Raw genomic sequence first — 20,923 nt, forward strand, 5'->3', positions numbered from 1 at the left:
CCATGGACTGGCACGCCATTGCCGTTCCGCCGTTCTGCCCGCAGCTCGTCTACCGGTCGCCAACACCCGCCATGCCCCTACGTTCCGAAGATCTCGAATCGATTACCGCCCAGACCCTGGCCCACTACGACCAGCGCGCCGAGGACTTCCGCGACGGTACTCGCGATCACGACGTGAGCCAGAACATCACCTCGCTTTTGCGCCATATCCAGGGCCAGGCACCGTTCACGATTCTCGACTTCGGCTGTGGCCCGGGCCGCGACCTCAAGGCCTTTGCGCAGCTAGGTCATATCGCGATCGGACTCGACGGAGCCCGGAAATTCGTCGCCATGGCGCGCAGCGACAGCGGCTGCACCGTATGGCAGCAGGACTTCCTCAAGCTCGATCTGCCTGCGGAACACTTTGACGGCGTCTTCGCCAACGCCTCGCTGTTCCATATCCCGAGCCAGGAACTGCCACGCGTGCTGCGGCAATTGTGCGCCGCACTCAAGCCGGCCGGCGTCCTGTTCTGCTCGAACCCGCGCGGCGATAACGCGGAGGGCTGGAGCAATGGCCGCTACGCCAGCTACCACGACCTCGCCGCCTGGCGCGGCCACATGGTCAATGCCGGCTATAGGGAGATCGAACACTATTATCGTCCGGCCGGCCTGCCGAGAGCACAGCAGCCCTGGCTGGCCAGCGTCTGGCGGCGGACCGGCGCATGAAGCAGAATCGCCCTTTCGGCCGCCAGGCGGTAGGCGGGCCCCCTTCCTTTCAACGCAGCTGACGACACTGACGATGCAAGACAAACGCTTCTCGAAACGCAGCACGCAGCTCAAGGCCGGACCCCGCATCGCCGAAGCGATTCTCGACTTCGTCGGGCAGGCACCGTTCAGCACGGAACTGGCAGCCGCCAACCCGGAACGTCGCGCCCGCGCGCTGGCCGCCACCGCCGCGCGACGTGCTGCGCTGACCACCAGCGGACTGAGTCTGCCGCCCGGCCCGCTCGGCTGGCTGACGCTGCTGCCCGAGCTGCGCTCGCTGTGGCAACTGCAAACCCAGCTCGTCGCCGACATTGCCGCCTGCTATGGAAAAACAGCCGAACTGGGCCGCGAGGAAATGATCTATTGCCTTTTTCGGCATACCGACGCACAGGCGGTTCGCGACCTGGTCGCTCAGATTGGTCAGCGTTTTGTCGTTCAGCGGGCCTCGCGGCCGCAGGTCCAGGCGGTCGTTCTGAAGATCGGCATGCACATCGCCCAAAGGTTGATCGGCAAGGGGATTTCGCGCTGGATTCCGGTCTTCGGCGCGCTCGGCGCGGGCGCGTACGCTTACTACGACACGTCGCAGGTTTCCGACACGGCGATCGAATTCTTCGCCGGCGTCATCGACGTGCACGCCGAAGAGGCAGAGCAGCCCGGCGGCGACAGCCGGCGCTGACGCCGCCGGGCTGCTAAAATGACTCCCCTTGTGCGACAGGGGCAGACACTATGGTCAAAGCCACCAGCAAACACCTTGAGGAATGGGCAAGCCCGCGCACGGTCATCGTGTTCTCGCTGCTGTTCGTGGTGGCCCTGTGGGCTGCCGTCAGTTTCTGGATCGTCGTGGCCCGCGATGAACGCATAGCCACGACCCGCGAATCCTTGCAACAGATGAATCACGCCGTCGAAGACCAGACACGACGCCAGTTTCGCCTGGCCAACGTCATTCTCGCCGTGTGTGCCGGCTGGCTGGAAGCAAACCCCGACCGCGACCCACTCAGCGACCCCGGTTTTCGGCGCCTACTCGTAGATTTTCGCGATCACACCGCCGCCATCGATGTCCGTCTGGTGACTGCCGACGGCACGGAGATCGACGTCCTCAGCGAACCCTCCGCGCGGCTGGAAAACGTCGCCGACAGCGACTACTTCCGGGACACGCCGGGTAGACACGGCCTGTTCATCGGCGCGCCCACGCGCAGGCAGGCGGACGATCATTTCGAACTGCCGATCGCCCGCCGTGTGCTCGCACAGGCGTTCCCGATGCTGGTTGCGGTGATCGACCTGGGCAAACTGACGACGGTTTACGAGAAGCAGCGCCCGAAGCCGGGCGGCGTGATCACCCTCCTCCGCTCCGACGGCACGGTTCTGGCGACCGCGCCTGACAACCCGCAGCTGCTCGGCCAGCCGATTACCGGCGTGACGCTTCCCGGCGCACAACTCATGCCGCCGGTGCAGCCATTGGTCTTCGAAGAAACCACTGCCGGCCAGCGGCGACAGTTCACCAGCTATTCGACGCTCCCCGACTTCCCCTTGTCGGTGATGGTCTCCGCAGACTACGACGCGGCGCTCGCGCCGTGGCTGAAACTGACCCTGTGGGTTATCGTGCTGGCCATCGGGGTCACCCTCCCGCTGGCCGTGGTGGCCTTGCGCTCCTTGCGCCTGCTGCGCGCACTGGCCAACCAGGACGCCGAGCTGCACTACCTGGCGACCACTGATCGCTTGACCGGCGTCAGCAGCCGCCAGCACTTCGTCGCAGCCGTCGAGGAGCAACTGCAGGGCGCGAACGGTGACCAGGGGCCGCTATCCGTTCTGCTGGTCGATATCGATTTCTTCACGCGCATCAACGATGGTTACGGGCACGCCATTGGCGACCTGGCACTGGTCTCGTTCGCTGAGGCGGCGACCGCCTGTCTGCGCGGCGCGGACATGATTGGGCGGCTCGGTGCCGGGGAGTTTGCCATGCTCTTGCTCGACACCGATATCAGCGCCGCAATCGTGGTTGCGGAAAGGATCCGCACGGCGACCGCCGGCATCTCGATCCCTACCGACAACGGCACCGTCCAGTTCACGGTCAGCATCGGGGCGAGCCAGGCCTGCGCCACTGACCAGTCGTTTGACGACCTGCTGAAGCGCTCCGTCGAGGCGCTGCAAACTGCCCGGATCGGCGGACCCGACCAGCTGGCCGTCGTCTGACGCCGGACAGCAAGCGCCCCTGTGCGGCCGCAGGCGCGCCTGACCGGCGCCACTGCCACCGGGCGCGCGTCAGGCAGCGCTCAACCTAGGCACGAACGCCATATGACGCAAGGCCGCGCCTACCGGCCCTTCCACTCGGCCCTGCGTTTGCCGATGAAGGCGTCGATGCCCTCGCCGGCGTCTTCGCTCATCATGTTGCAGGCCATGACTTCGGAGGCGTACTGGTAGGCGCCTTCGAGCCCCATTTCGAGCTGTTTGTAGAACATCTGCTTGCCCATGCCGATGGCCACCGACGACTTGTCGATAATCGACCCGGCAAGCTTGTCGATCTCGCTGTCAAGCGCGTCGCCAGCGACCACGCGATTGACCAGGCCCTGCTGCAGCGCCGCCTGGGCATCAATGAAATCACCGGTGAGCAGCATCTCCAGCGCCTGCTTGCGACCCAGGTTGCGCGACAACCCGACGCCCGGTGTCGCGCAGAACAGGCCGACATTGATTCCAGAGGTGGCAAAGCGCGCGTTGTCCGCAGCCACCGCCAGGTCGCACATCGACACCAACTGGCAGCCGGCAGCAGTGGCGATGCCATGCACGCGTGCGATCACCGGCTGCGGCATCTGGGTCAGGGCCATCATCATCCGGCCGCAACGCCTGAACAGGTCCTGCATGAAAGCCTTGTCGCGATTGGCGCGCATCTCCTTGAGGTCGTGTCCGGCACAGAACGCCTTGCCGGCCCCGGCAATGACCAGCACGCGCACTGCGGGATCAGGCGCGATGGCGTCGATCTGCGCCTGCAGCGCGGCGATCATGGCCTGCGACAGCGAGTTGAACTGCTGCGGTCGGTTCAGGGTCAGCGTGGCAACGCCTCGTCGATCGCTGCGCACAACGTAGGGGTCATCCAGAATTGCCGTCTCGGTACTCATCCTTGCCTCCTTGCGATATCCACGAAAAACCGCTTTGACGCTGGCCCGGGCATTGCTCCTCAGCCAGCCATTGCTGCCGGGCACTGCTTCAGTCGGCCAAGTTCCTCGAGCTCCTGCAACCAGCCAGCCAGCTGCCGTCCGAGTTCGTCGCTGGCCGAAACCAGGGCGCGAACACCGCCGCTGGCATCAGCACTGGCCGCCGGCTGCTCGATGCTGAGCCAGCGCTCGGCGACGATCTGCTGCCTGGCGTCGAGCACACTGGCCGTTCCCTGCAGCACGCCACGACTGAGCAGGGGCGTATCGAAAACCTGCGAGAACTCCTGCAGTTCGAGGCGCAACAGGCAGCTGACGGCCGTACGCCCGCCACCGCTGAGCACGCCGAGTTGCTGGCGCAGCCGCTGCGCGAGCAGCAGTCCGGGCGCTCCTGCCCAGCGGCTGGCGGCGTAGCTACGCAGCTGCAAAGGATCGTCGTAAAGCAGGCGGTATTCGATACTTAGCGAGTCAAACCAGAACGGTGCGCGAATCTCCAGGGCCAGCTTCGACCAGCTGGCGCCTGTCGCCAGGCGCGCCGCCGGCAAACCGAAGTCATAGGTCCCGGCGGATGGCGTGTTGCGGACGCCGCCTGCGCACGCGGCAAGCAAGGCGCACGCCGCAAGGCAGATCGACAGCTTCTTCATCGGGAACCCTCACGTCTTGGCGGTGCTGTAAAACCGGCTTCGCCGGGGCCGGGAGAATGCTTTGGCGAGCCGAAAACGAGGCTTTGTGGTGACTCCTCCAACAGCTGCAACACGCGCTGCAGTTGCCGCGAGTTTGCCGACAGCTCGCTACCCAGCTCGTTGAGACGCGGCGCCAGCGCGGCCACTCCGCTCGGCGACGGATCACCGAGCAGGCGATCGACTCGCTTGCTGACCGCCTGCAGGCCCACGACCAGTTCGCGGGCTTCAACCAGCAGCGGCGTCGCCTGGCCGGCCGCGTGCTCGGCGCGAGCCAGCGTGGCGTTGAGCAAACGAAGACTCTCGGGAGTCTGCGTCAGCAATTGACGAAACTGACCAATGGCGTCGTTGGCGTTGGCGGTGGTCGCTTCGAGGTTGACCAGAATCCTGGCAAAGTTCTGCCGATTTTCGCTGTCGAGCAACTGGTTGGCATTGCTCAGAAACGCTCCCGCCGCGCGCAAGGTGGCCCCGCCGGCGTCGGACAGTTCCTCGATCAACGATGGCTGCATGGCAATTCGCGAAGCCTCGCCGGCGTCGCCAGGCAGTGGCTGTGGATCGTCGCCGGATTCTTCGAGCAGGATGTGGGCAATTCCGGTGACTCCCTGATAGCCCATCTTGGCGACCGTCCCACGAGTGACCGGTACCGAGTCACTGACGCTGATGCGAATGAGGATGTTGCGCACATCCGCGGGATCCAGATCGATCGCCTGGACCTTGCCGACGCGAATGCCTCGGTAACGGACCTGTCCCTGCAGGCTGAGGCCGGTGACGTTCTGCCGCGTGACCACGATGTAGTCGCGGGTCGTTTCGTGCTTGCCGCCGATCCACCACACCGAGAGCACCAATGCAACGCCCAGAAACAGGGTGAACAGGCCGGCTATCAGGGCGTGCGAACGGTTCTCCATGGCTAAACTGCCTCCTGTCGGATCGCTGCCGCAGCGCGCTTGGAAGCGAAGAAGTTCTGAACGAAGGGGTGATCGACGGCCAGCACTTCTGCCGCCGTGCCGCAGGCCACGATTTGCTGGTCGGCGAGCACCGCCAGACGCGTCGCCAAGCCGAGCAGCGTATCGAGATCGTGGGTCACCATGACCACCGTAAAGCCAAGCTCCTGCTGCAGCAACTTGAGCAACTTGATGAAGTTCTCGCTGCGGTCGGGGTCGAGACCGGCTGTCGGTTCGTCGAGGACCAGGAGCTCCGGCTCCAGGGACAAGGCGCGCGCCAGGGCCACCCGCTTGATCATGCCGCCGGACAACTCGGCCGGCATGAGACAACCGTGGCGCGGCTCGAGCTCGACCATGGCCAGCTTGAGCAGAACCAGGTCACGGATCATTGCTTCGTCGAGACTGCGCAGTTCGCGCAGCGGAAAGGCGATGTTGTCAAAGACCGAAAACGCCGAAAAGAGTGCGCCCTGCTGAAAGAGCATTCCAAAGCGGCGGCGGAGCGCTCGGCCCTGCTCGTGATCGCCATCGAAAAGCGTCTGGCCGAAGAGTTTAAGCGTCCCCGCGCTCGGCCGCAACAGGCCGACGATCTCGCGCAGCAGCGTCGTCTTGCCACTGCCCGAGCCACCGACCAGGCCCAGCATCTGCCCCGCTTCGACGTCGAGATCGATGTCTTGATGAATCACCACATCGCCGAAGCGCGTACACAGGCCGCGGATTTCGATGGCCGGCATCGTAGCTCGCCCCCCCTCCGCCAAGGCGACCTTCACAGCGGCAGACCGACACTGCGCGTCAGGATGGCAGCGACGGCATCGACGAGAATCGCCATGGTGATCGCCGTGACCACCGAAGCGGTGGTCTGCGACGACAGGCTTTCGGTGTTCGGCTTGACCCTGAGGCCGAAGTGACAGGCAATCAGCGCAATCAGAAAGCCGAAAATCAGGCCCTTGGTCATGCCGATCCACAGATTGGCGACCGGCACCACCTTGGGCAGGGTGTCGATGAAAAAACCGTACGACAGGTCCATCTGCAGATTGGCCGAAACCATGCCCCCGATGATCCCCGCCGCCGAACACCAGAGAACCAGCAGCGGCATGGCCACCGAGAGTGCGGCGACCTTGGGCAGGACCAGGCGCAGGCTTTGCGAAACGCCCATCGTGGCCAGGGCATCGATCTCGTCGGTGACGCGCATGACGCCGATCTGGGCAGTCATCGCCGACCCCGAGCGACCGGCGACGAGAACAGCGACCAGCACCGGCCCCAGCTCGCGGACGATACTGATGCCGAGCAGATTGACGATGAACACGTCGGCACCAAAGTTCGCCAACTGCAACGCCGAAAGGTAGGAAAGAACGACCCCAATCAGGAAACCGATCAACGCCGTCACCGGCAGCGCCTGCGCACCGCTCTTGAAGAGGTTTGCCGAAAACTCTCGCCAGGGTATGTCGCCTGGATGCCGGCAGAGGTAGAAGACGTCGAGAACGAGCTGGCCGATCAGGGCGACCATCCCGGTAAGATGACTGGCCGCTGCGAGAAGCAATCGACCGACAGCGAACAGCGCAAGCAGGCGCTCGTTGGCGCGGCTCGCCGGCAAAGCGTCGACCACCATCGCCTCGATACGGGCGATCAGCGCCCGATGCCGGGTCGATATGAGCAGCGACGCCGGCCATTGCCGGCCCCAGGCGCGCCACAGCAGAATCCCGCCGGCGCTGTCCATCCGCGTTATCGACTGCAGGTCCCACACCGGGTTGCCGGCGGCCAGCTCGCGCAGGCGGCGCTCGAAGTTGACAATCGGCTGCGGCATCGTGGTCAGCGTCCATTCGCCGGACAGGCACAGCTGCAGCCCCCCCGGCTGCTGAAGAACTTCGAGCGCGGCGACGCTCATTGCAGCCTCATGGCCGCTTTGTTCCAGCTGGCCGGGGGCTGACCTGTAGCTGGCTGCCGATTGCCCCCCAAAGCAGCGACTCTTCACGCAAAGCGGCAACGGCCAGCGGATTGCCGCTCAGCCAGGCAGCAGAGACATCGAGCTGAAAGCCGGCTGGAGACTCGCGAATGGCCAACACGGGCGGCGCCTGGTCGGCACGTGACCGATGCAGCAACAGCGCCAGCCGCAGACAGAAGAGCAGCCGCCAGTTGGGATCGCCGGCAGGCAGCGTGGCCAGCTTCTGGAGGCTGCCCCGCTGGCCGAGGAGCAGCAAGGCCAGACGCGACTGATCACGCTTCGAAAAGCCGGGCATGTCGGCGTTGCTGACGATATACGCGCCATGCTTGTGAAAACTCCCATGCGCCACCGAAACGCCAATCTCGTGCAGCGAGATGGCCCAGCGCAGAAAGTGGACGTCGCTCTCGTGCTCTGGAGAATCGAGCGGCAGCAATTGCCCGAGCAGCGCCAGGGCCGTGCGCTCGACGTGCCGGACCTGTTCCTCGACGACCAGGTAACGGCGCATGAACTGGCCGACGGTCACCTCGCGCGTGTCGTGATGCTCGAAACGGCCACGCAAGTCGTGCAGGACACCCATCGGCAAAGCGCCCTCGGAATAGGTCATGGTCTCGATTTCGAACGAGGAAAAGACGGCCGACATGATGGCCAGGGCACCGGGAAGGATCTGCAGGCGCTCGCTGTGCAGACCTTTGAGTTGCAGCCGTTCTGCCGAGCCGGCGGCGATGGTCAACTGGCGCAGACGGGCCAGGCCCTGGCGAGTGATGCCGCAGCACCCGTCAGGGTTAAGCGCGTTCATTTCAAGCACACCGGCAAGCTCCTGCGCCGAACCCGATGTCCCGACGGCCTCTTGCCACCCACAGCGCCGATAGTCGGCGACCACCGCTTCGATCTCGCCAGCGGCCGCCACTTCCGCGGCACTGAAGCGCTTGTGGTCTACCTTGCCATCGGGGAAGAAGCGCTGGCGAAAGTTGACGCCCCCCATGAACAGCGACTCCATCAGCAAGGGCTCAAGGCCCTCGCCGACGATCAACTCGGTCGAGCCGCCGCCAATATCAACCACCAGACGCCGGTAAGCCGCGGCCGGCAGTGCGTTGGCGGCGCCAATGAAGATCAGACGCGCCTCTTCGCGGCCACCGATGATCTCGATCGGAAAGCCGAGCGCAGCCTCGGCCTGTGGCAGGACGAGGTCCGCATTGCGCGCGACACGCATCGCGTCGGTGGCCACCGCGCGTACCTGCTCCGGTGCGAAGCCGCACAGCCGCTTGCCGAAAAGACGCAGAGCGTCGAGCGCACGCTGTTGCGCGGCGTGATCAAGAATTTTCTCTCTGGTAAGGCCCGAAGCCAGGCGAACAGGCTCTTTCAGGCTGTCAAGCGGGTGAATCTGATCGCCAACGATTCGCCCAAGCTGCAGGCGAAAACTGTTGGACCCCAGGTCGACGCCGGCAATTAGTTCGTAACTCATGCCCGTTCTTCTTCCGGCCACACGGCGAAAGCTGTTTGCGATCTGGCCATGTTACCACCGCCAACAGCCTGGCCAGAGAGCCGCAACTCGTCGAACAGTGCCACTTTGTCGAGAAAATGGGCTCTTCGGCGACCAGCGCCAGAGCGATAGCTGTAATATGTTTGTTGTCTTTGCCACGCCTGCTCGACCCCTCAAATTCCACGGAAGGAACCCATGAACACCGCCGCCACACCCACCGAAGCCCCTCTCAACAAGGCCACTGACGGTTTTCCGTCGGACTACTTCCAGAATCGCGAGATGGGGCTGCTTGCTTTCAATCGGCGCGTGATGTGGCAAGCCAAGAACCCCAAGACCCCATTGCTCGAACGCTTGCGCTTTCTGTGCATCGTGAGCAGCAATCTCGACGAGTTCTTCGAAATCCGGGTTGCCGGCATCAAGGAGCAACTCAAACTCGGATCGGTAGCGCTCACCACCGACGGCAAGACCGCGCGCGAAGTCTACCGCCTGGTTGGCGACGAAACACACGCTCTGGTCAAGGAACAGTACGCCCTGCTGAATGACGAGATCCTGCCGCTGCTCGCCAGCGAAGGTATTCGCTTCCTCAAGCGCGCCGACTGGAGCCCGGCGCAGCGCGAATGGATCAGCGCCTTCTTTTTCCGCGAAGTGATGCCGGTGATCACCCCGATCGGCCTCGATCCCTCGCACCCCTTCCCGCGCGTGCTCAACAAGAGTCTCAACTTTGCCGTCGAACTCGAAGGCCGCGACGCTTTCGGGCGCAGCTCGAACGCGGCCATCGTGCAGGCGCCACGCGTCCTGCCGCGCGTCATCCGGCTGCCACGCGAACTCGGCGACAGCGAATACTGCTTCGTCTTCCTGTCTTCCATCCTGCATGAGTTCGTCCACGAGCTGTTCGCGGGCATGAAAGTGCTCGGCTGCTACCAGTTCCGCGTCACGCGCAACAGCAACCTGTTCGTCGACGAGGAAGCGGTCAAGAATCTGCGCACCAAGATCCAGGGCGAGTTGCCGCAGCGGCACTTTGGTGACGCCGTCCGCCTCGAGGTCGCCAACAATTGTTCGGAGGCGATGGCCGAATCCCTGCTCGGCCAGTTCAACCTCACCGAACGCGACCTCTTTCGCGTCGCCGGCCCGGTCAACCTGGTCCGTCTGATGCAGGTCCCCGACTGGGTCATGCGCGACCATCTCAAGTTCCAGCCCTTCAAGCCCGGCACACCAAAGGCGCTGGAGAAAAGCAGCAACGTTTTCGAGGCCATCCGTGGCGGCGACATCCTGCTGCACCATCCCTACCAGAGCTTCAATCCGGTCATCGATTTGCTCGAGCAATCGGCCGTCGACCCGCAGGTGGTGGCCATCAAGATGACCGTCTACCGCACCGGCACTGATTCGGTGCTCATGCAGTCGCTGCTGCGCGCGGCACAGAACGGCAAGGAAGTCACCGTCGTCGTTGAACTGATGGCGCGCTTCGACGAGGAAGCGAACATCGGCTGGGCGACCAAGCTCGAGGAGGTTGGCGCGCACGTCATCTACGGCGTTGTCGGCTACAAGACGCACGCCAAGATGCTGATGATTGTCCGCCGCGAGGAAGGCAAGGCGGGCGGCAGCGTCCTGCGCCGCTATATGCATTTGGGTACCGGCAACTATCACCCCAAGACAGCCCGCCTGTACTCCGACTTCGGTCTGCTCACCTGCAACGAAGAGATCGGTGCCGATACCAACGAAGTCTTCAAGCAGCTTACCGGCCTCGGGCGTGCGCAGACCCTGAAGCACCTCTGGCAAGCCCCCTTCTCCCTGCAGCCGAATGTCGTCGCCGGGATCCGGGGCGAGGCCGAAGCCGCGCGCGCCGGCAAGCGGTCACGAATCATCGCCAAGATGAATTCGCTGCTCGAACCGGAGACCATCGCTGCGCTCTACGAGGCGTCACAGGCCGGCGTCAAGGTCGACCTCATCGTGCGCGGCGTTTGCGGCCTGCGTGCCGGCGTCAAAGGCTTGTCGGACAACATCAATGTCTGGTCGATCATCGGTCGGCAGCTCGAACATCATCGGGTGTTCTATTTCTTTGCCGACGGAGAAGAGAAGGTCTATCTGTCGAGCGCCGACTGGATGGACCGCAATTTCTTCCGCCGCATCGAACTTGCGTTCCCGATCCTCGACCGCAAGCTGAAGCGCCGGGTGATCGCCGAAGGACTGCAGATCTATCTCACCGACAATACGCTGTCCTGGGAACTGGGACCCGACGGCAGCTATCATCAGCGGCGCGGCTCGCGCACCAGCCCGCACTCGTCGCAGGCCGAGCTGATCGAACTGCTGAAGGACTGACGCGCTAGCGAGGAAGTCGTAAGCACCGGCCTGGGAAACCTACCAGGCCGGCACGACTCAGGCGCGACGCGCCCCAACCACGCCCTCGACACCGTGCAGCAAGCCCAGCGTACGGTTGAGCTGCGGGATGCTGCTGACTTCGGCAGTGAAGCGCATCAGCGCGTTACCTTGCCGAGACTGCGTATTGACGGCGATAACGTTGAGCTTTTCGCGGGCGAGAACGTCGGACACGTCGCGCAGCAGACCCTGGCGATCATGGGCGTCGATGACGATATCGACGGCGAAGATGCCTTCCTCGCCCCCCCCCCAGGTCGTTTCGATCACCCGCTCGCCATTCATCGCGCGCATGTTCGAGAAGTTGCTGCAGTCGGCGCGATGCACCGACACCCCTTTGCCACGCGTGACGAAACCGACGATGGGGTCTGGCGGTACCGGCTTGCAGCAACCCGCAAGCTGCGTCAGCAAGCGATCCATGCCAACGATCAGAATGCCCTTCTCGGCGTCATCGCTCGGCCGCTGCCGGGACACCGCCAACTCGACGCGATCATCTTCGTCGGGCAGCGCATCGCCGCCACGCACCGCCAACTGCAGCTGGCGCAGGTTGAGCTTGGCGCGGGCAACGGCAATGAACAGGTCGTCGGGGCGGGCAAAGCCCAGGCGGTCGGAGAGTTCGTCGAGGCTGATGCCCGACTGCCCCATGCGCTGCAGCTCGCGAGTCACCACCGCCCGCCCCTCGGCGAGCATGTCCTCCAGGGCCAGACTGGCGAACCACTGCCTGACCTTGGCCCGCGAACGATGGGTGAACAGGTAGCCGAGCGAGGCGTTCAGCCAGTCGCGCGAGGGGCCACCGTGCTTGGCAAGAACGATCTCGACCCGCTGCCCGGTGGCCAGCTGCGTATTGAGCGGGACCAGCGCGCCGTCGACCTTGGCGCCGCGGCAGCGATGGCCGATGTCGGTGTGCACGCGGTAGGCGAAGTCGACCGGCGTCGCGCCCCGCGGCAGGTCGACGACGCGTCCCTGCGGAGTCAGGATGTAGATCGTCTCGTCGAACGCAGCCTTCTTGTAGTGCCGCACCCAGTCCGACGAATCGACCGCCTCGTCCCGCCAGGTGAGCAGCTGACGCAGCCAGGCGATCTTCTCGTCGTAGCGATCTTCCGGCGTTGCCTTGCTACCTTCCTTGTAGCGCCAGTGTGCGGCGACCCCCAACTCGGCGTGATTGTGCATCTCCCGGGTCCGGATCTGCACTTCGAGCGCTCGCCCGTCCGGGCAATGCACGGCCGTGTGCAGCGAGCGATAGTCGTTGCCTTTCGGATGAGCGATGTAGTCGTCGAACTCGCTGGCGATCGGCGACCAGATGTGGTGCACGATGCCCAGCGCCGTGTAGCAGTCCTTGACGTCAGTGACGATGACACGCAAGGCACGCACGTCGTAGACTTCGGAGAACGCGACATCCTTCTTGCGCATCTTGTTCCAGATACTGAAGATGTGCTTCGGCCGGCCGTAGACTTCGGCGTCGCCAACGCCGGCATCGGCCAACTCGCGCTGCAGGCGAGCGACCGCGTCGACGATGAACTGTTCGCGCTCGGTTCGCTTCTCGTCGAGATGTTGCGCAATATCCTTGTAGATCGCCGGATGCATGAAGCGGAACGACAGATCCTCGAGTTCCCACTTCAGCTCCCAGACACCGAGCCGGTTGGCCAGCGGCGAATAGAGTTCCAGCGTCTCGCGCGCCACCGCGGCGCGCAGCGGATCGGGCTCGACGGCGTAGTAGCGCAGGGTCTGCGTGCGCGAGGCCAGGCGCAACAGAACGACGCGAATATCCTCGACCATCGCCAGCAGCATCTTGCGCAGCACCTCGATCTGCGCCTTCACCTCCTGCGGCCTCTTTTCGCCGCTTTCGGACGACTGCGCGACGAAGCCGCGGGTGATCGGCCGCACCCGGTTGAGCCGCGAAATGCCATCGACCAGGTGCGCGACGCTGCGCCCGAACTCCTTCTCGATCAGCGCCAGGCCATGCTCCTGCTGCGCAGGCAGCGCGAAAAGCAGCGCCGCCAGCCGCGAATCGACGTCGAGCTTGAGCCCGGCAACGATCAGAGCCATTCCCAGGGCATGACCCCAGACGGCTTCGCCACTACCCAGCTGGCGATCGCCATAGTGCGCCCGGGCAGATTCCACCGCGCGTCGAATCCGCTCGGCGTCAGTAATCGGCAGACCGTCGACCAGGGATTGCAGGGAGTGTTCGAAGTCGCTTTGCGCGGCGACCGAGTGGGTAACTGAAACCATAAGGCAATTATAATGGACTCGCTCGCGCATCAGGCATAATGCGCCTTTGCCGCCCGCTGTCCCCCAGCCGCCGATGTTCGCCCGCCTGCAACACCCCTATCTGCTGCTCGTGCTGACCGTATTGTTCTGGTCCGGCAACATGGTTCTTGGCCGCGCCATCCGCGACCAGGTGCCGCCGCTGTCGCTATCCTTCTGGCGCTGGGCGATTGCGCTGGCGCTGGTCCTGCCCCTCGCCCTGCCGCATCTACGCACACAATGGCCGCTGCTGCGCGGCAGCTGGAAGGCGGTCGTCATCCTCGGCCTGCTGGGCGTCGGCGTCTACAACACACTGGCTTACACCGCCCTGAACTACACGGCGGCGACCAACGCCGTATTGCTCAACTCGTTCATCCCGATCGCCACCATCGCCCTCTCATGGGCCTTTCTCAAGAAGCGCCTGCGGAGGATCGAGGGGCTTGGCGTGCTGCTCTCGCTGCTCGGCGTGACGATCATTGTCTGCCGTGGCGACGTGCAGACGCTGGCCCATCTCAGCCTCAACATCGGTGACCTGTGGATGCTGGCGGCTGTATTCGCCTGGGCGCTGTACACCATCGGACTGCAATGGCGGCCAGTCGGCGTCGACCCGATGCTGCTCCTCGCCGCATTCATCGTCGTCGGCCTGCTCGCCCTCGCCCCGGCTTACGCCTGGGAGATTTCGCAGGGGAAGACGATTCACCTCTCGGCCAGCTCGCTGGCCGGCATCGCCTACACGGGAGTCTTCCCGGGTTTTCTTGGTTACGTCTTCTACAACCGCGCAGTCAGCGAAGTCGGCGCCAGCAAGGCCAGCCTGTTCATCCACCTGATGCCGGTCTTCGGCACACTCCTGGCGGCAATTTTCCTCGCCGAAATACCACGCCCCTTCCACTACCTCGGCATTGCGCTGATCTTCAGCGGAATCTACCTGACCACCGCCGCACCGGGAACGGCGAAAGCGTCGTGATCGGCAAGCTGATCGGCTGGTTCCGAAAACAGCCCGCAACCGCAGAGATCCCCGACGCCCTGTGGCAGGGAATTGTTTCGACCCTGCCTTTTCTCGCCGCCCTCGAAGTCGACGAGCAGCGCCGGCTGCGCGCATTGGCCCAGGAATTTCTGGCCGAAAAGGAATTCACCGTCGCCGGCGGTCTGCAACTCAGCGACGAAATCTGCGTCTCGATTGCTGCCCAGGGCTGCCTGCCGATCCTCGAACTCGGCCTCGACTATTACCGCGGCTGGATCGGCATGGTCGTTTATCCCGATGAATTCGTCATCCCGCGCAGCGTCGAGGATGAATTCGGCGTCGTCCACGAATACCAGGAACTGGCCTCGGGCGAGGCCTGGGAAGGTGGGCCACTGCTTATCTCCTGGCGCGATGCGCAAATGGCCGGCGCCGGCTACAACGTGGTCATTCACGAGTTCGCGCACAAGCTCGACATGCTCAGCGGCGAAGCAAACGGTGTCCCGGCGCTGCCGGCGGAGATGTCGCGCGCCGACTGGCAACAGACGCTGCTCGCCAGTTACGAAGACTTCTGCGCGCAGGTCGACGAAGCGGAGGGCAGCGCCCGGGACACCCTTTTCGACCCCTACGCGGCAGAGAATCCGAGCGAGTTTTTTGCCGTCATGAGCGAAGCGTTTTTCGAGACGCCGGACGCCTTGCGCGCGCAATATCCGGCTTTCTATGAACAGCTCGCGGCGTTCTACCGTCAGGACCCGGCGGCCCGCATGCGACCGGCGAGTGGCCTGCAGTAGGCGTGCGCCAGCATACCCTGCGGCCAGTGCGGCCCGGAAGCATCGACTATCGTGATTCGAGCAGCTTGACGAGAGCGTACAGGACCCGGTTGACCGGCGTCGGGATGGCGAGAGCCTCGCCTTTGCGCAGCACATAACCGTTGAGATGATCAATCTCGCTCGGCTTGTGGCGCGCCAGGTCCTGGGCCGTTGACGAAAACTGGCCGGGCATGGTGTGCGCGATCTGCTGCACGGCCTGCCACATGTCACCGGCAACCACGACCCCTGCCGCCTGCGCAACGGCGAGGCACTCTGCCATCACGTCACGCATCACGCCGTGCACACCGTCCCCTTGCACCAGATGACCGTAGGGTAGTTGCGTAATTGCCGACACGGCGTTGTAGACACAATTGACGATCAGCTTGGCCCATAGCGCCCCGACCACGTTGTCGGAAATGGTGACCGGAATCGCGGCAGCGGCGAACAGCTCAAGCAGCTCGTCGCTGAATGGCGACGGTCCGATGACCAGCTCTCCTCGCCCATGGTGCTTGACAAAGCCAGGCCCGGCCATTTCGGTGGCCACGTAGACCACCGCCGGGGCGACTTCCCGGCGCAGCACGGCTTGCCAGCGCTCGGCGTTGTCTACGCCGTTCTGCAGGCTCAGCAGGCAAGCGGCGGGATCGAGATGCGGGGCCATGGCCATGGCGGCGCTCTCGGTATCGGGCGATTTGACGCAGCAGAGCACCAGCTGCGCGTCGCGTACGGCGCCTGCGTCGGTGCTGGCCTGCATCGGCACCTGCGCCTGGAAGGACTGCGTGTGCATGAACAGACCATCGCGGCAGACCGCTGCCACGTGCTGCGGTCTGCCGATCAGGACCACCGCATGTCCCGCCCGGGCCAGCATGCCGCCGTAGTAGCAGCCTACGGCGCCGGCCCCCATCACTGCAACCTTCATTTTTCTCCTCGCAGCAAACGCCTCGCCGCGGCCTGGTTTTTCCGGCCAATGGGCGCCCACCCCTGTCGATGGCTTACTTACTGCACAAAGCGACGACTCTCGGCAATGACTCGCTTGAGCACGGCGCCATTGGCGTCGATTACCGGCTGGCGCTGATCTCTGGGCAGCCTCTTGTCCTGCCGATCATAGACATCGTAGCGGAAGAACTCGCTGCCCGTGAAGGGAAAGACGAGCTTGCTATCGCCGTTCTTTATCCCCATGTAGTTGTAGTTGCCAAGGACCAGGAAATCTTCGCTGTGGAAGAGGTCGCCGGCCAGGGTATACGCCTGCGCCGGGGTCGAGACCCCCATGTAGTCCATCAGCGTCAGCGGAATCTGCAGGTGCGAGGTGACGTGTTCATAGATCTTCGCCGGGTAACCGGGAAGGTGCAGCACCAACGGCACCCTGATCTGCTCTTCGGGAAAATAGTTGCCGTGCCCGTGACCCCAATGGCCGTTCTCCATGAACTCTTCGCCGTGGTCACCGGTGAACAGGACGACGGTGTTGTCCAGTTGATGGTTGGCCTGCAGGTAGTCCAGGAGGCGCCCGACCTGGGCATCGACGAAATGTGCCGCATTGATGTAGCGCTGGTGGATGGCATCGACGTTGGTCAGCAAGTCCAGCTTGGCGTAATTCACCTCGTGCAGATAGTCGGGCCGGATGACCGCCGACTCCGGGAAGGTGTAGGGAGCGTGCGTCGCCTCGAAGAACATGAACATGAAACGCGGCCGGGCGTCGTCGGCGCCCGCCAGTTCGGTGAGCATGTTGTCGACGTTCTGCTGATCGCGCCGCCAGGGCTCGCCGTCGCTCAGCGCCTGCATCAGCGTGCCCGCGGGCATGTCGGCAAAAACGGTATCGTTCAGCTCCGGATAGGTAAAGCTCTGGCTCGTACGCAATGAGAAAAGGTAGCCCTTGTCGATCAGCAGGTCGATCAACACCGGTCGCACCCGCTGCTCCTGGAAGCTGTACCAATAGGGCGCGTGCAAGCCGTAGAACATCGAGAACAGGCCCATGCGCGTTCGGTTGCCGCCGCTGTAATGATGTTTGAAGCTCATCGACTTCTTGGCGAACGCCCAGAGATTCGGCGTCACCTCGGCGTTGAACAGATCCCAACGAAACGATTCAGCAGTCAGCCAGATGATGTTCGGGTATCTCTCCTTCGCCGTCGTGGTAATCGGCTGCAGCGGATAGCTGACCTTTCCCTTGGCGAGTTTCAGTGTATTGGATTTTTCCGCCGGCGCCACGCCGAGTCGGCGTAACAAGGCGGTGGCACTGGTATTGAGATGAAACGGCAGCACCGACGCCGCCTGCAGATACGACTCCTTGCCGGTGTACGCGCTGAACGCATAGACCCCTTCGGTGACGAACAGCGTCACCATCAGAAGGGCGGTCAGGCTTGCTGCCCGACGATGCGCAAAACGTCCCGGCTCACCAGGCGATCGGGCGGCGAAGCGGTGGAGCACAGCGAGCAGAACCGCCAGCACAGCCGCAGCGACAACGACCAGGGCAACCAAGGTGTGGATCGTCTGCTCGCTCGCTCCGAGCGCGGCAAGCCCGCCAGGCGTAGTCACCAGATTCCAGACGAAGGCGTTGATGTGGTACTCGTAAAGCTTGAACAGTTGCAGGTCGATGAACAGCAGCAAGACGACGAGCAGGCTGAGCAACCAGACCGGCCCGTAGACCAGCATCGCTTTCCAGCGCGGACAGGGGCCAACGCGGGCGCGAAAGACACGTTCCAGGAGCAGGCCAATGACCATCACCGGCGCCAGAAAGATCGTCGCGTCGGCCAGAGACGAGAGCGCAGCGAAGAGAAAAACACTCGCCTCGGCGGCCTCGATGTACGGCCAGTACTGCACCAGCAGCAGGCACAGGAAGACGAACATGAGCACGTAGAAGCGCCGCAGTGCGCGCTGAATTTGTGTCACCGGAATACCTCGACAAGAAAGCCTGGCCGCCAATGCTGAGGGGGCAAGCTTAAGAGATGCTGAAGTGCAGCTGCGCACGCAAGTTCTGCCGCCAAGGCGGGGGGCCGCCCCCTGTCGCTCTCGTTTCCTGGCCTCGATCGGGCGCCTGCGCCGAGCGTACCCGCCATCATTCCGCCGGCGCGGCCTTGCTCTCGGCTTCCGCAAGTCGCTATCATGGCCGCACGACCAGTCCCGCCTGCCTCTCTCGGCGTGGCTTGTTCGCATCCCTGCGCGCCGATGGCGGCGCACCGCGCTCTACAAGGCTGGCGGACAGGTACTCGCCCAGCCGCGTGAACGGCTCTTCCACCCAAGGAAAATCCCATGAAAACTTCCCTTAGCATCGTCGCCTGTTTGCTGTGCCCTGCCCTCGCCTTCGCCGCAGAGACCACCGTCACCCTGAATCTGGCCAGCAGCCAGGGTGTCGGCTCTGCGGTGGGAACGGTGCGCATCGTTGAAACCCCGTACGGCCTGGCTTTCTATCCCGCGCTCAAGGGCTTGACGCCGGGTCTGCATGGCTTCCATGTGCACGACAAGCCGGCGTGCACCCCCGCCGACAAGGATGGCGTGGCCATCGCCGCACTGGCGGCGGGTGGGCATCTCGATCCGCAGGGAACGAATCGGCACGCCGAACCCTGGGCCGACGGGCACCTCGGCGACCTGCCCGCGCTCTACGTTGCCGCCGATGGCACGGCCAGCAACCCGGTACTGGCGCCAAGACTCAAGCTCGCCGACGTCAAGAACCGTTCATTGATGATGCACGCCGGCGGCGACAATCACTCGGACGACCCGGCGCCACTGGGTGGCGGTGGCGCGCGCGTCGCGTGTGGCGTAATCGGCGGCTGATCAGGCACTGCCGACGCCGACCAAGGCCATGATTCAGGCGGCTCAGGCGACCTGCAGGAAATCGCGCACGACGCCGATCTGCACGTCGTCGAGAAACATCGGCGCGTGTCCGACGGCGGGAATCTCGACCGTCTGCGGGCGCGGCCCGCGCTTGGCCATTTCACGCAAGCTGGCACGCGTCAGCACAGCCGAGTCGGCACCGCGAACGACCAGCGTCGGGCAGCGAATGGCGTCGTAAATCGGCCACAGGTCGACGTCTCCGGCACTCAGCTGGCGCCGGAAAGGGTCACCGATGGCGGGGTCGTAGCGCATCTCGAAGCACCCATCGTCGGCCCGCTGCAGACTACACTCGGTGAGATGCCGCCACTGCGCGTCGGTCAGGTGGCCAAAGGGCTCGCTGACCAGGCGGACATACTTTTCGGCGTCGTCGTAGGTCGCGAACCTCGGTGCCCGACCGACGTATTCGCCAATCAGGTGCAGGGAAGCCACCGGGATCAGCGGACCCACATCGTTGAGCACCAGACGGGAAATCGGCGAATCGTCCTGGCTGGCAATCCACATGCCGATCAAGCCACCCATCGAGGTGCCCAGCCAGTGCACGCGGTCGACGTCGAGGCGGGCAATCAGCACCATCAGGTCGGCCACGTACTGCGGAAACACGTAGTGCGATGAGTCGCGCAGCCAGTCGCTGCGTCCGCGCCCGACGACGTCGGGGCAGATGACGCGATAGTCGGCAGACATGACCCGCGCCAGCTCGTCGAAATCGCGCCCGTTGCGGGTCAGGCCATGGGCGCAGATCAGCACGTTCGGATTGTCGCGCTCGCCCCATTCGGTATAGGCCATGCGATGCAGCCCGGCGACCGAGGCGCAGCGCACCTCGCGTTCGACGAGTCCTGGCGGCGGTCCGGCCAGCCAAGGTGAGAGGTCAGCGCGAACGCTCATCTGGCAAATCTCCCTACAGATTTCATTTTCCTTAACCTTCGGCCGATCGGTCGGCAAACTACCGCCTGCGCCGGCCACCAAAGCAGGCGATCCTGACCAACGACCCGGCTGCGCCCGCCTGCGTTTACCCCTGTTCCCGCCTCGTCCACTGGCCTCCTGCGCACCACGCGGAAGCGTCGGCGGGACGGAAAGGCCGAGACTCTAGCACAGGCCCCGAACCCGGGTCCAAGCAGCCCGCAGCCGCGTCACTTGAATGACTCTCGGCCACTCCCACGGCGCCGCCCCGCGGGCGCCGTCTGCGCCCGTGCTGGCCGGCGAGAGCGTGCGAGTGTGTCAGTTTTGCACCACTAACCGCGACAAAACCGTGCAAGCGTCTGATCCCTGTTGACAACACCCCCCTGGCGTGGAGAACAATAAACCGAGCTTACAAAAGCTTAGCCATGACACTTAAAGTCGCTTGTCAAATCAAGGACGCGGCACCTCGAAAAAGTCATCAATCAGAAGGGCTTCAAGAACGCCTCAAGAAGGCCGTTGCAGAGATATCAGCCGGACCACCGCGGCCAGCACGACTCTCCTCAAGGAGTGACAAGGATGAACATCTCAGATGACACCGCACTGCAGTACTTTCGCGATCTTGTCCGCAATTTCTCGCAGCCGCGTTTTTCCGAGGCGGACTTTCTCCAGCAGCAATACGCCGTGATCGAAGCCTATGTAGAGCACTTTCCGGTCGACGAGAGGGAGTTCCGGGCGCTGGCGTGGATCGAGGCCAACGCCAGGCAGTACCGTCAGCAATGGCAAATGCAGGCTGCCACGGGCGGACGCCAGATGCACGCCAATCTCGGCTACTGACGACCTTCCCCTGCGACGCAGGCAAGGCATTGCGGCGCACACCCGTTCGGCAGCCCACCCCCT

The 20,923-nt window shown here is 64.0% G+C and carries 18 protein-coding genes; 8 read left to right on the plus strand and 10 right to left on the minus strand.

Going from position 1 to position 20,923, the window contains the following annotated elements:
- Positions 1-71 precede the first annotated feature (71 nt).
- The 3 genes from QZ634_RS16470 (at position 72) to QZ634_RS16480 (ending at position 2,933) form a co-directional block, all read left to right on the plus strand.
- Positions 72-704 (plus strand): class I SAM-dependent methyltransferase, encoded by a 633-nt coding sequence (locus tag QZ634_RS16470; protein ID WP_291990676.1) that lies wholly within the window; start codon positions 72-74, stop codon positions 702-704.
- A 73-nt stretch (positions 705-777) separates the two neighbouring features.
- The gene (locus QZ634_RS16475) at positions 778-1,419 is read left to right on the plus strand and encodes a hypothetical protein (RefSeq protein ID WP_291990265.1); all 642 of its coding nucleotides are present in this window, start codon (positions 778-780) and stop codon (positions 1,417-1,419) included.
- A gap of 50 nt (positions 1,420-1,469) precedes the next feature.
- A complete protein-coding gene (locus QZ634_RS16480) occupies positions 1,470-2,933 on the plus strand; it encodes a GGDEF domain-containing protein (protein ID WP_291990267.1) in 1,464 nt (487 codons plus the stop codon).
- Between the two features lie 119 nt (positions 2,934-3,052).
- Here QZ634_RS16480 and QZ634_RS16485 read toward each other — a convergent pair whose 3' ends face one another.
- From QZ634_RS16485 to QZ634_RS16510, 6 genes are read right to left on the minus strand one after another with little or no spacing between them, the layout of a single operon-like run.
- A complete protein-coding gene (locus QZ634_RS16485; RefSeq protein ID WP_291990269.1) occupies positions 3,053-3,853 on the minus strand; it encodes an enoyl-CoA hydratase in 801 nt (266 codons plus the stop codon).
- A gap of 59 nt (positions 3,854-3,912) precedes the next feature.
- Positions 3,913-4,530, minus strand: coding sequence for an ABC-type transport auxiliary lipoprotein family protein (locus tag QZ634_RS16490; protein WP_291990271.1), 618 nt, complete (start codon positions 4,528-4,530; stop codon positions 3,913-3,915).
- On the minus strand, positions 4,527-5,471 hold the full coding sequence (locus QZ634_RS16495) for an MlaD family protein (protein WP_291990274.1): 945 nt from the start codon (positions 5,469-5,471) through the stop codon (positions 4,527-4,529). The genes QZ634_RS16490 and QZ634_RS16495 overlap by 4 nt, the downstream gene beginning before the upstream one ends.
- A gap of 2 nt (positions 5,472-5,473) precedes the next feature.
- Entirely contained in the window at positions 5,474-6,238 is a 765-nt protein-coding gene (locus QZ634_RS16500; protein WP_291990276.1) for an ATP-binding cassette domain-containing protein, read from the minus strand.
- Between the two features lie 32 nt (positions 6,239-6,270).
- A complete protein-coding gene (locus QZ634_RS16505; RefSeq protein WP_291990278.1) occupies positions 6,271-7,389 on the minus strand; it encodes an ABC transporter permease in 1,119 nt (372 codons plus the stop codon).
- Between the two features lie 7 nt (positions 7,390-7,396).
- Positions 7,397-8,908, minus strand: a complete 1,512-nt coding sequence (locus QZ634_RS16510; RefSeq protein WP_291990280.1) for a Ppx/GppA phosphatase family protein — start codon at positions 8,906-8,908, stop codon at positions 7,397-7,399.
- Between the two features lie 213 nt (positions 8,909-9,121).
- On the opposite strand from QZ634_RS16510, the gene ppk1 reads away from it, so the two are divergent.
- Positions 9,122-11,242, plus strand: coding sequence for a polyphosphate kinase 1 (gene ppk1, locus QZ634_RS16515; protein WP_291990282.1), 2,121 nt, complete (start codon positions 9,122-9,124; stop codon positions 11,240-11,242).
- Between the two features lie 57 nt (positions 11,243-11,299).
- Here the strand turns inward: ppk1 and QZ634_RS16520 are convergent, their stop codons facing one another.
- On the minus strand, positions 11,300-13,525 hold the full coding sequence (locus QZ634_RS16520; RefSeq protein WP_291990284.1) for a bifunctional (p)ppGpp synthetase/guanosine-3',5'-bis(diphosphate) 3'-pyrophosphohydrolase: 2,226 nt from the start codon (positions 13,523-13,525) through the stop codon (positions 11,300-11,302).
- 73 nt (positions 13,526-13,598) lie between these two features.
- On the opposite strand from QZ634_RS16520, the gene QZ634_RS16525 reads away from it, so the two are divergent.
- Together QZ634_RS16525 and QZ634_RS16530 are read left to right on the plus strand one after the other, a co-directional pair.
- Positions 13,599-14,504, plus strand: coding sequence for a DMT family transporter (locus QZ634_RS16525; RefSeq protein ID WP_291990286.1), 906 nt, complete (start codon positions 13,599-13,601; stop codon positions 14,502-14,504).
- Positions 14,501-15,289: a M90 family metallopeptidase gene (locus QZ634_RS16530; protein ID WP_291990288.1), complete on the plus strand. Its 789-nt coding sequence runs from the start codon at positions 14,501-14,503 to the stop codon at positions 15,287-15,289. The genes QZ634_RS16525 and QZ634_RS16530 overlap by 4 nt, the downstream gene beginning before the upstream one ends.
- Positions 15,290-15,335: 46 nt before the next feature.
- On the opposite strand, the gene QZ634_RS16535 is transcribed toward QZ634_RS16530, so the two are convergent.
- Positions 15,336-16,223, minus strand: a complete 888-nt coding sequence (locus tag QZ634_RS16535; RefSeq protein WP_291990290.1) for a 2-dehydropantoate 2-reductase — start codon at positions 16,221-16,223, stop codon at positions 15,336-15,338.
- A gap of 77 nt (positions 16,224-16,300) precedes the next feature.
- Positions 16,301-18,187, minus strand: a complete 1,887-nt coding sequence (locus QZ634_RS16540) for a sulfatase-like hydrolase/transferase (RefSeq protein ID WP_291990292.1) — start codon at positions 18,185-18,187, stop codon at positions 16,301-16,303.
- A 360-nt stretch (positions 18,188-18,547) separates the two neighbouring features.
- On the opposite strand from QZ634_RS16540, the gene sodC reads away from it, so the two are divergent.
- On the plus strand, positions 18,548-19,069 hold the full coding sequence (gene sodC, locus QZ634_RS16545) for a superoxide dismutase [Cu-Zn] SodC (protein WP_291990294.1): 522 nt from the start codon (positions 18,548-18,550) through the stop codon (positions 19,067-19,069).
- Between the two features lie 42 nt (positions 19,070-19,111).
- Here the strand turns inward: sodC and QZ634_RS16550 are convergent, their stop codons facing one another.
- Positions 19,112-20,011 (minus strand): alpha/beta hydrolase, encoded by a 900-nt coding sequence (locus QZ634_RS16550; RefSeq protein WP_291990296.1) that lies wholly within the window; start codon positions 20,009-20,011, stop codon positions 19,112-19,114.
- A 591-nt stretch (positions 20,012-20,602) separates the two neighbouring features.
- On the opposite strand from QZ634_RS16550, the gene QZ634_RS16555 reads away from it, so the two are divergent.
- Positions 20,603-20,860 (plus strand): hypothetical protein, encoded by a 258-nt coding sequence (locus QZ634_RS16555; RefSeq protein ID WP_291990298.1) that lies wholly within the window; start codon positions 20,603-20,605, stop codon positions 20,858-20,860.
- The last annotated feature ends 63 nt before the right edge of the window (positions 20,861-20,923 follow it).

Origin of the sequence: Candidatus Accumulibacter sp. ACC007, assembly GCF_907163205.1 — a bacterium.
In the GTDB taxonomy this organism is placed as follows: domain Bacteria; phylum Pseudomonadota; class Gammaproteobacteria; order Burkholderiales; family Rhodocyclaceae; genus Accumulibacter; species Accumulibacter regalis.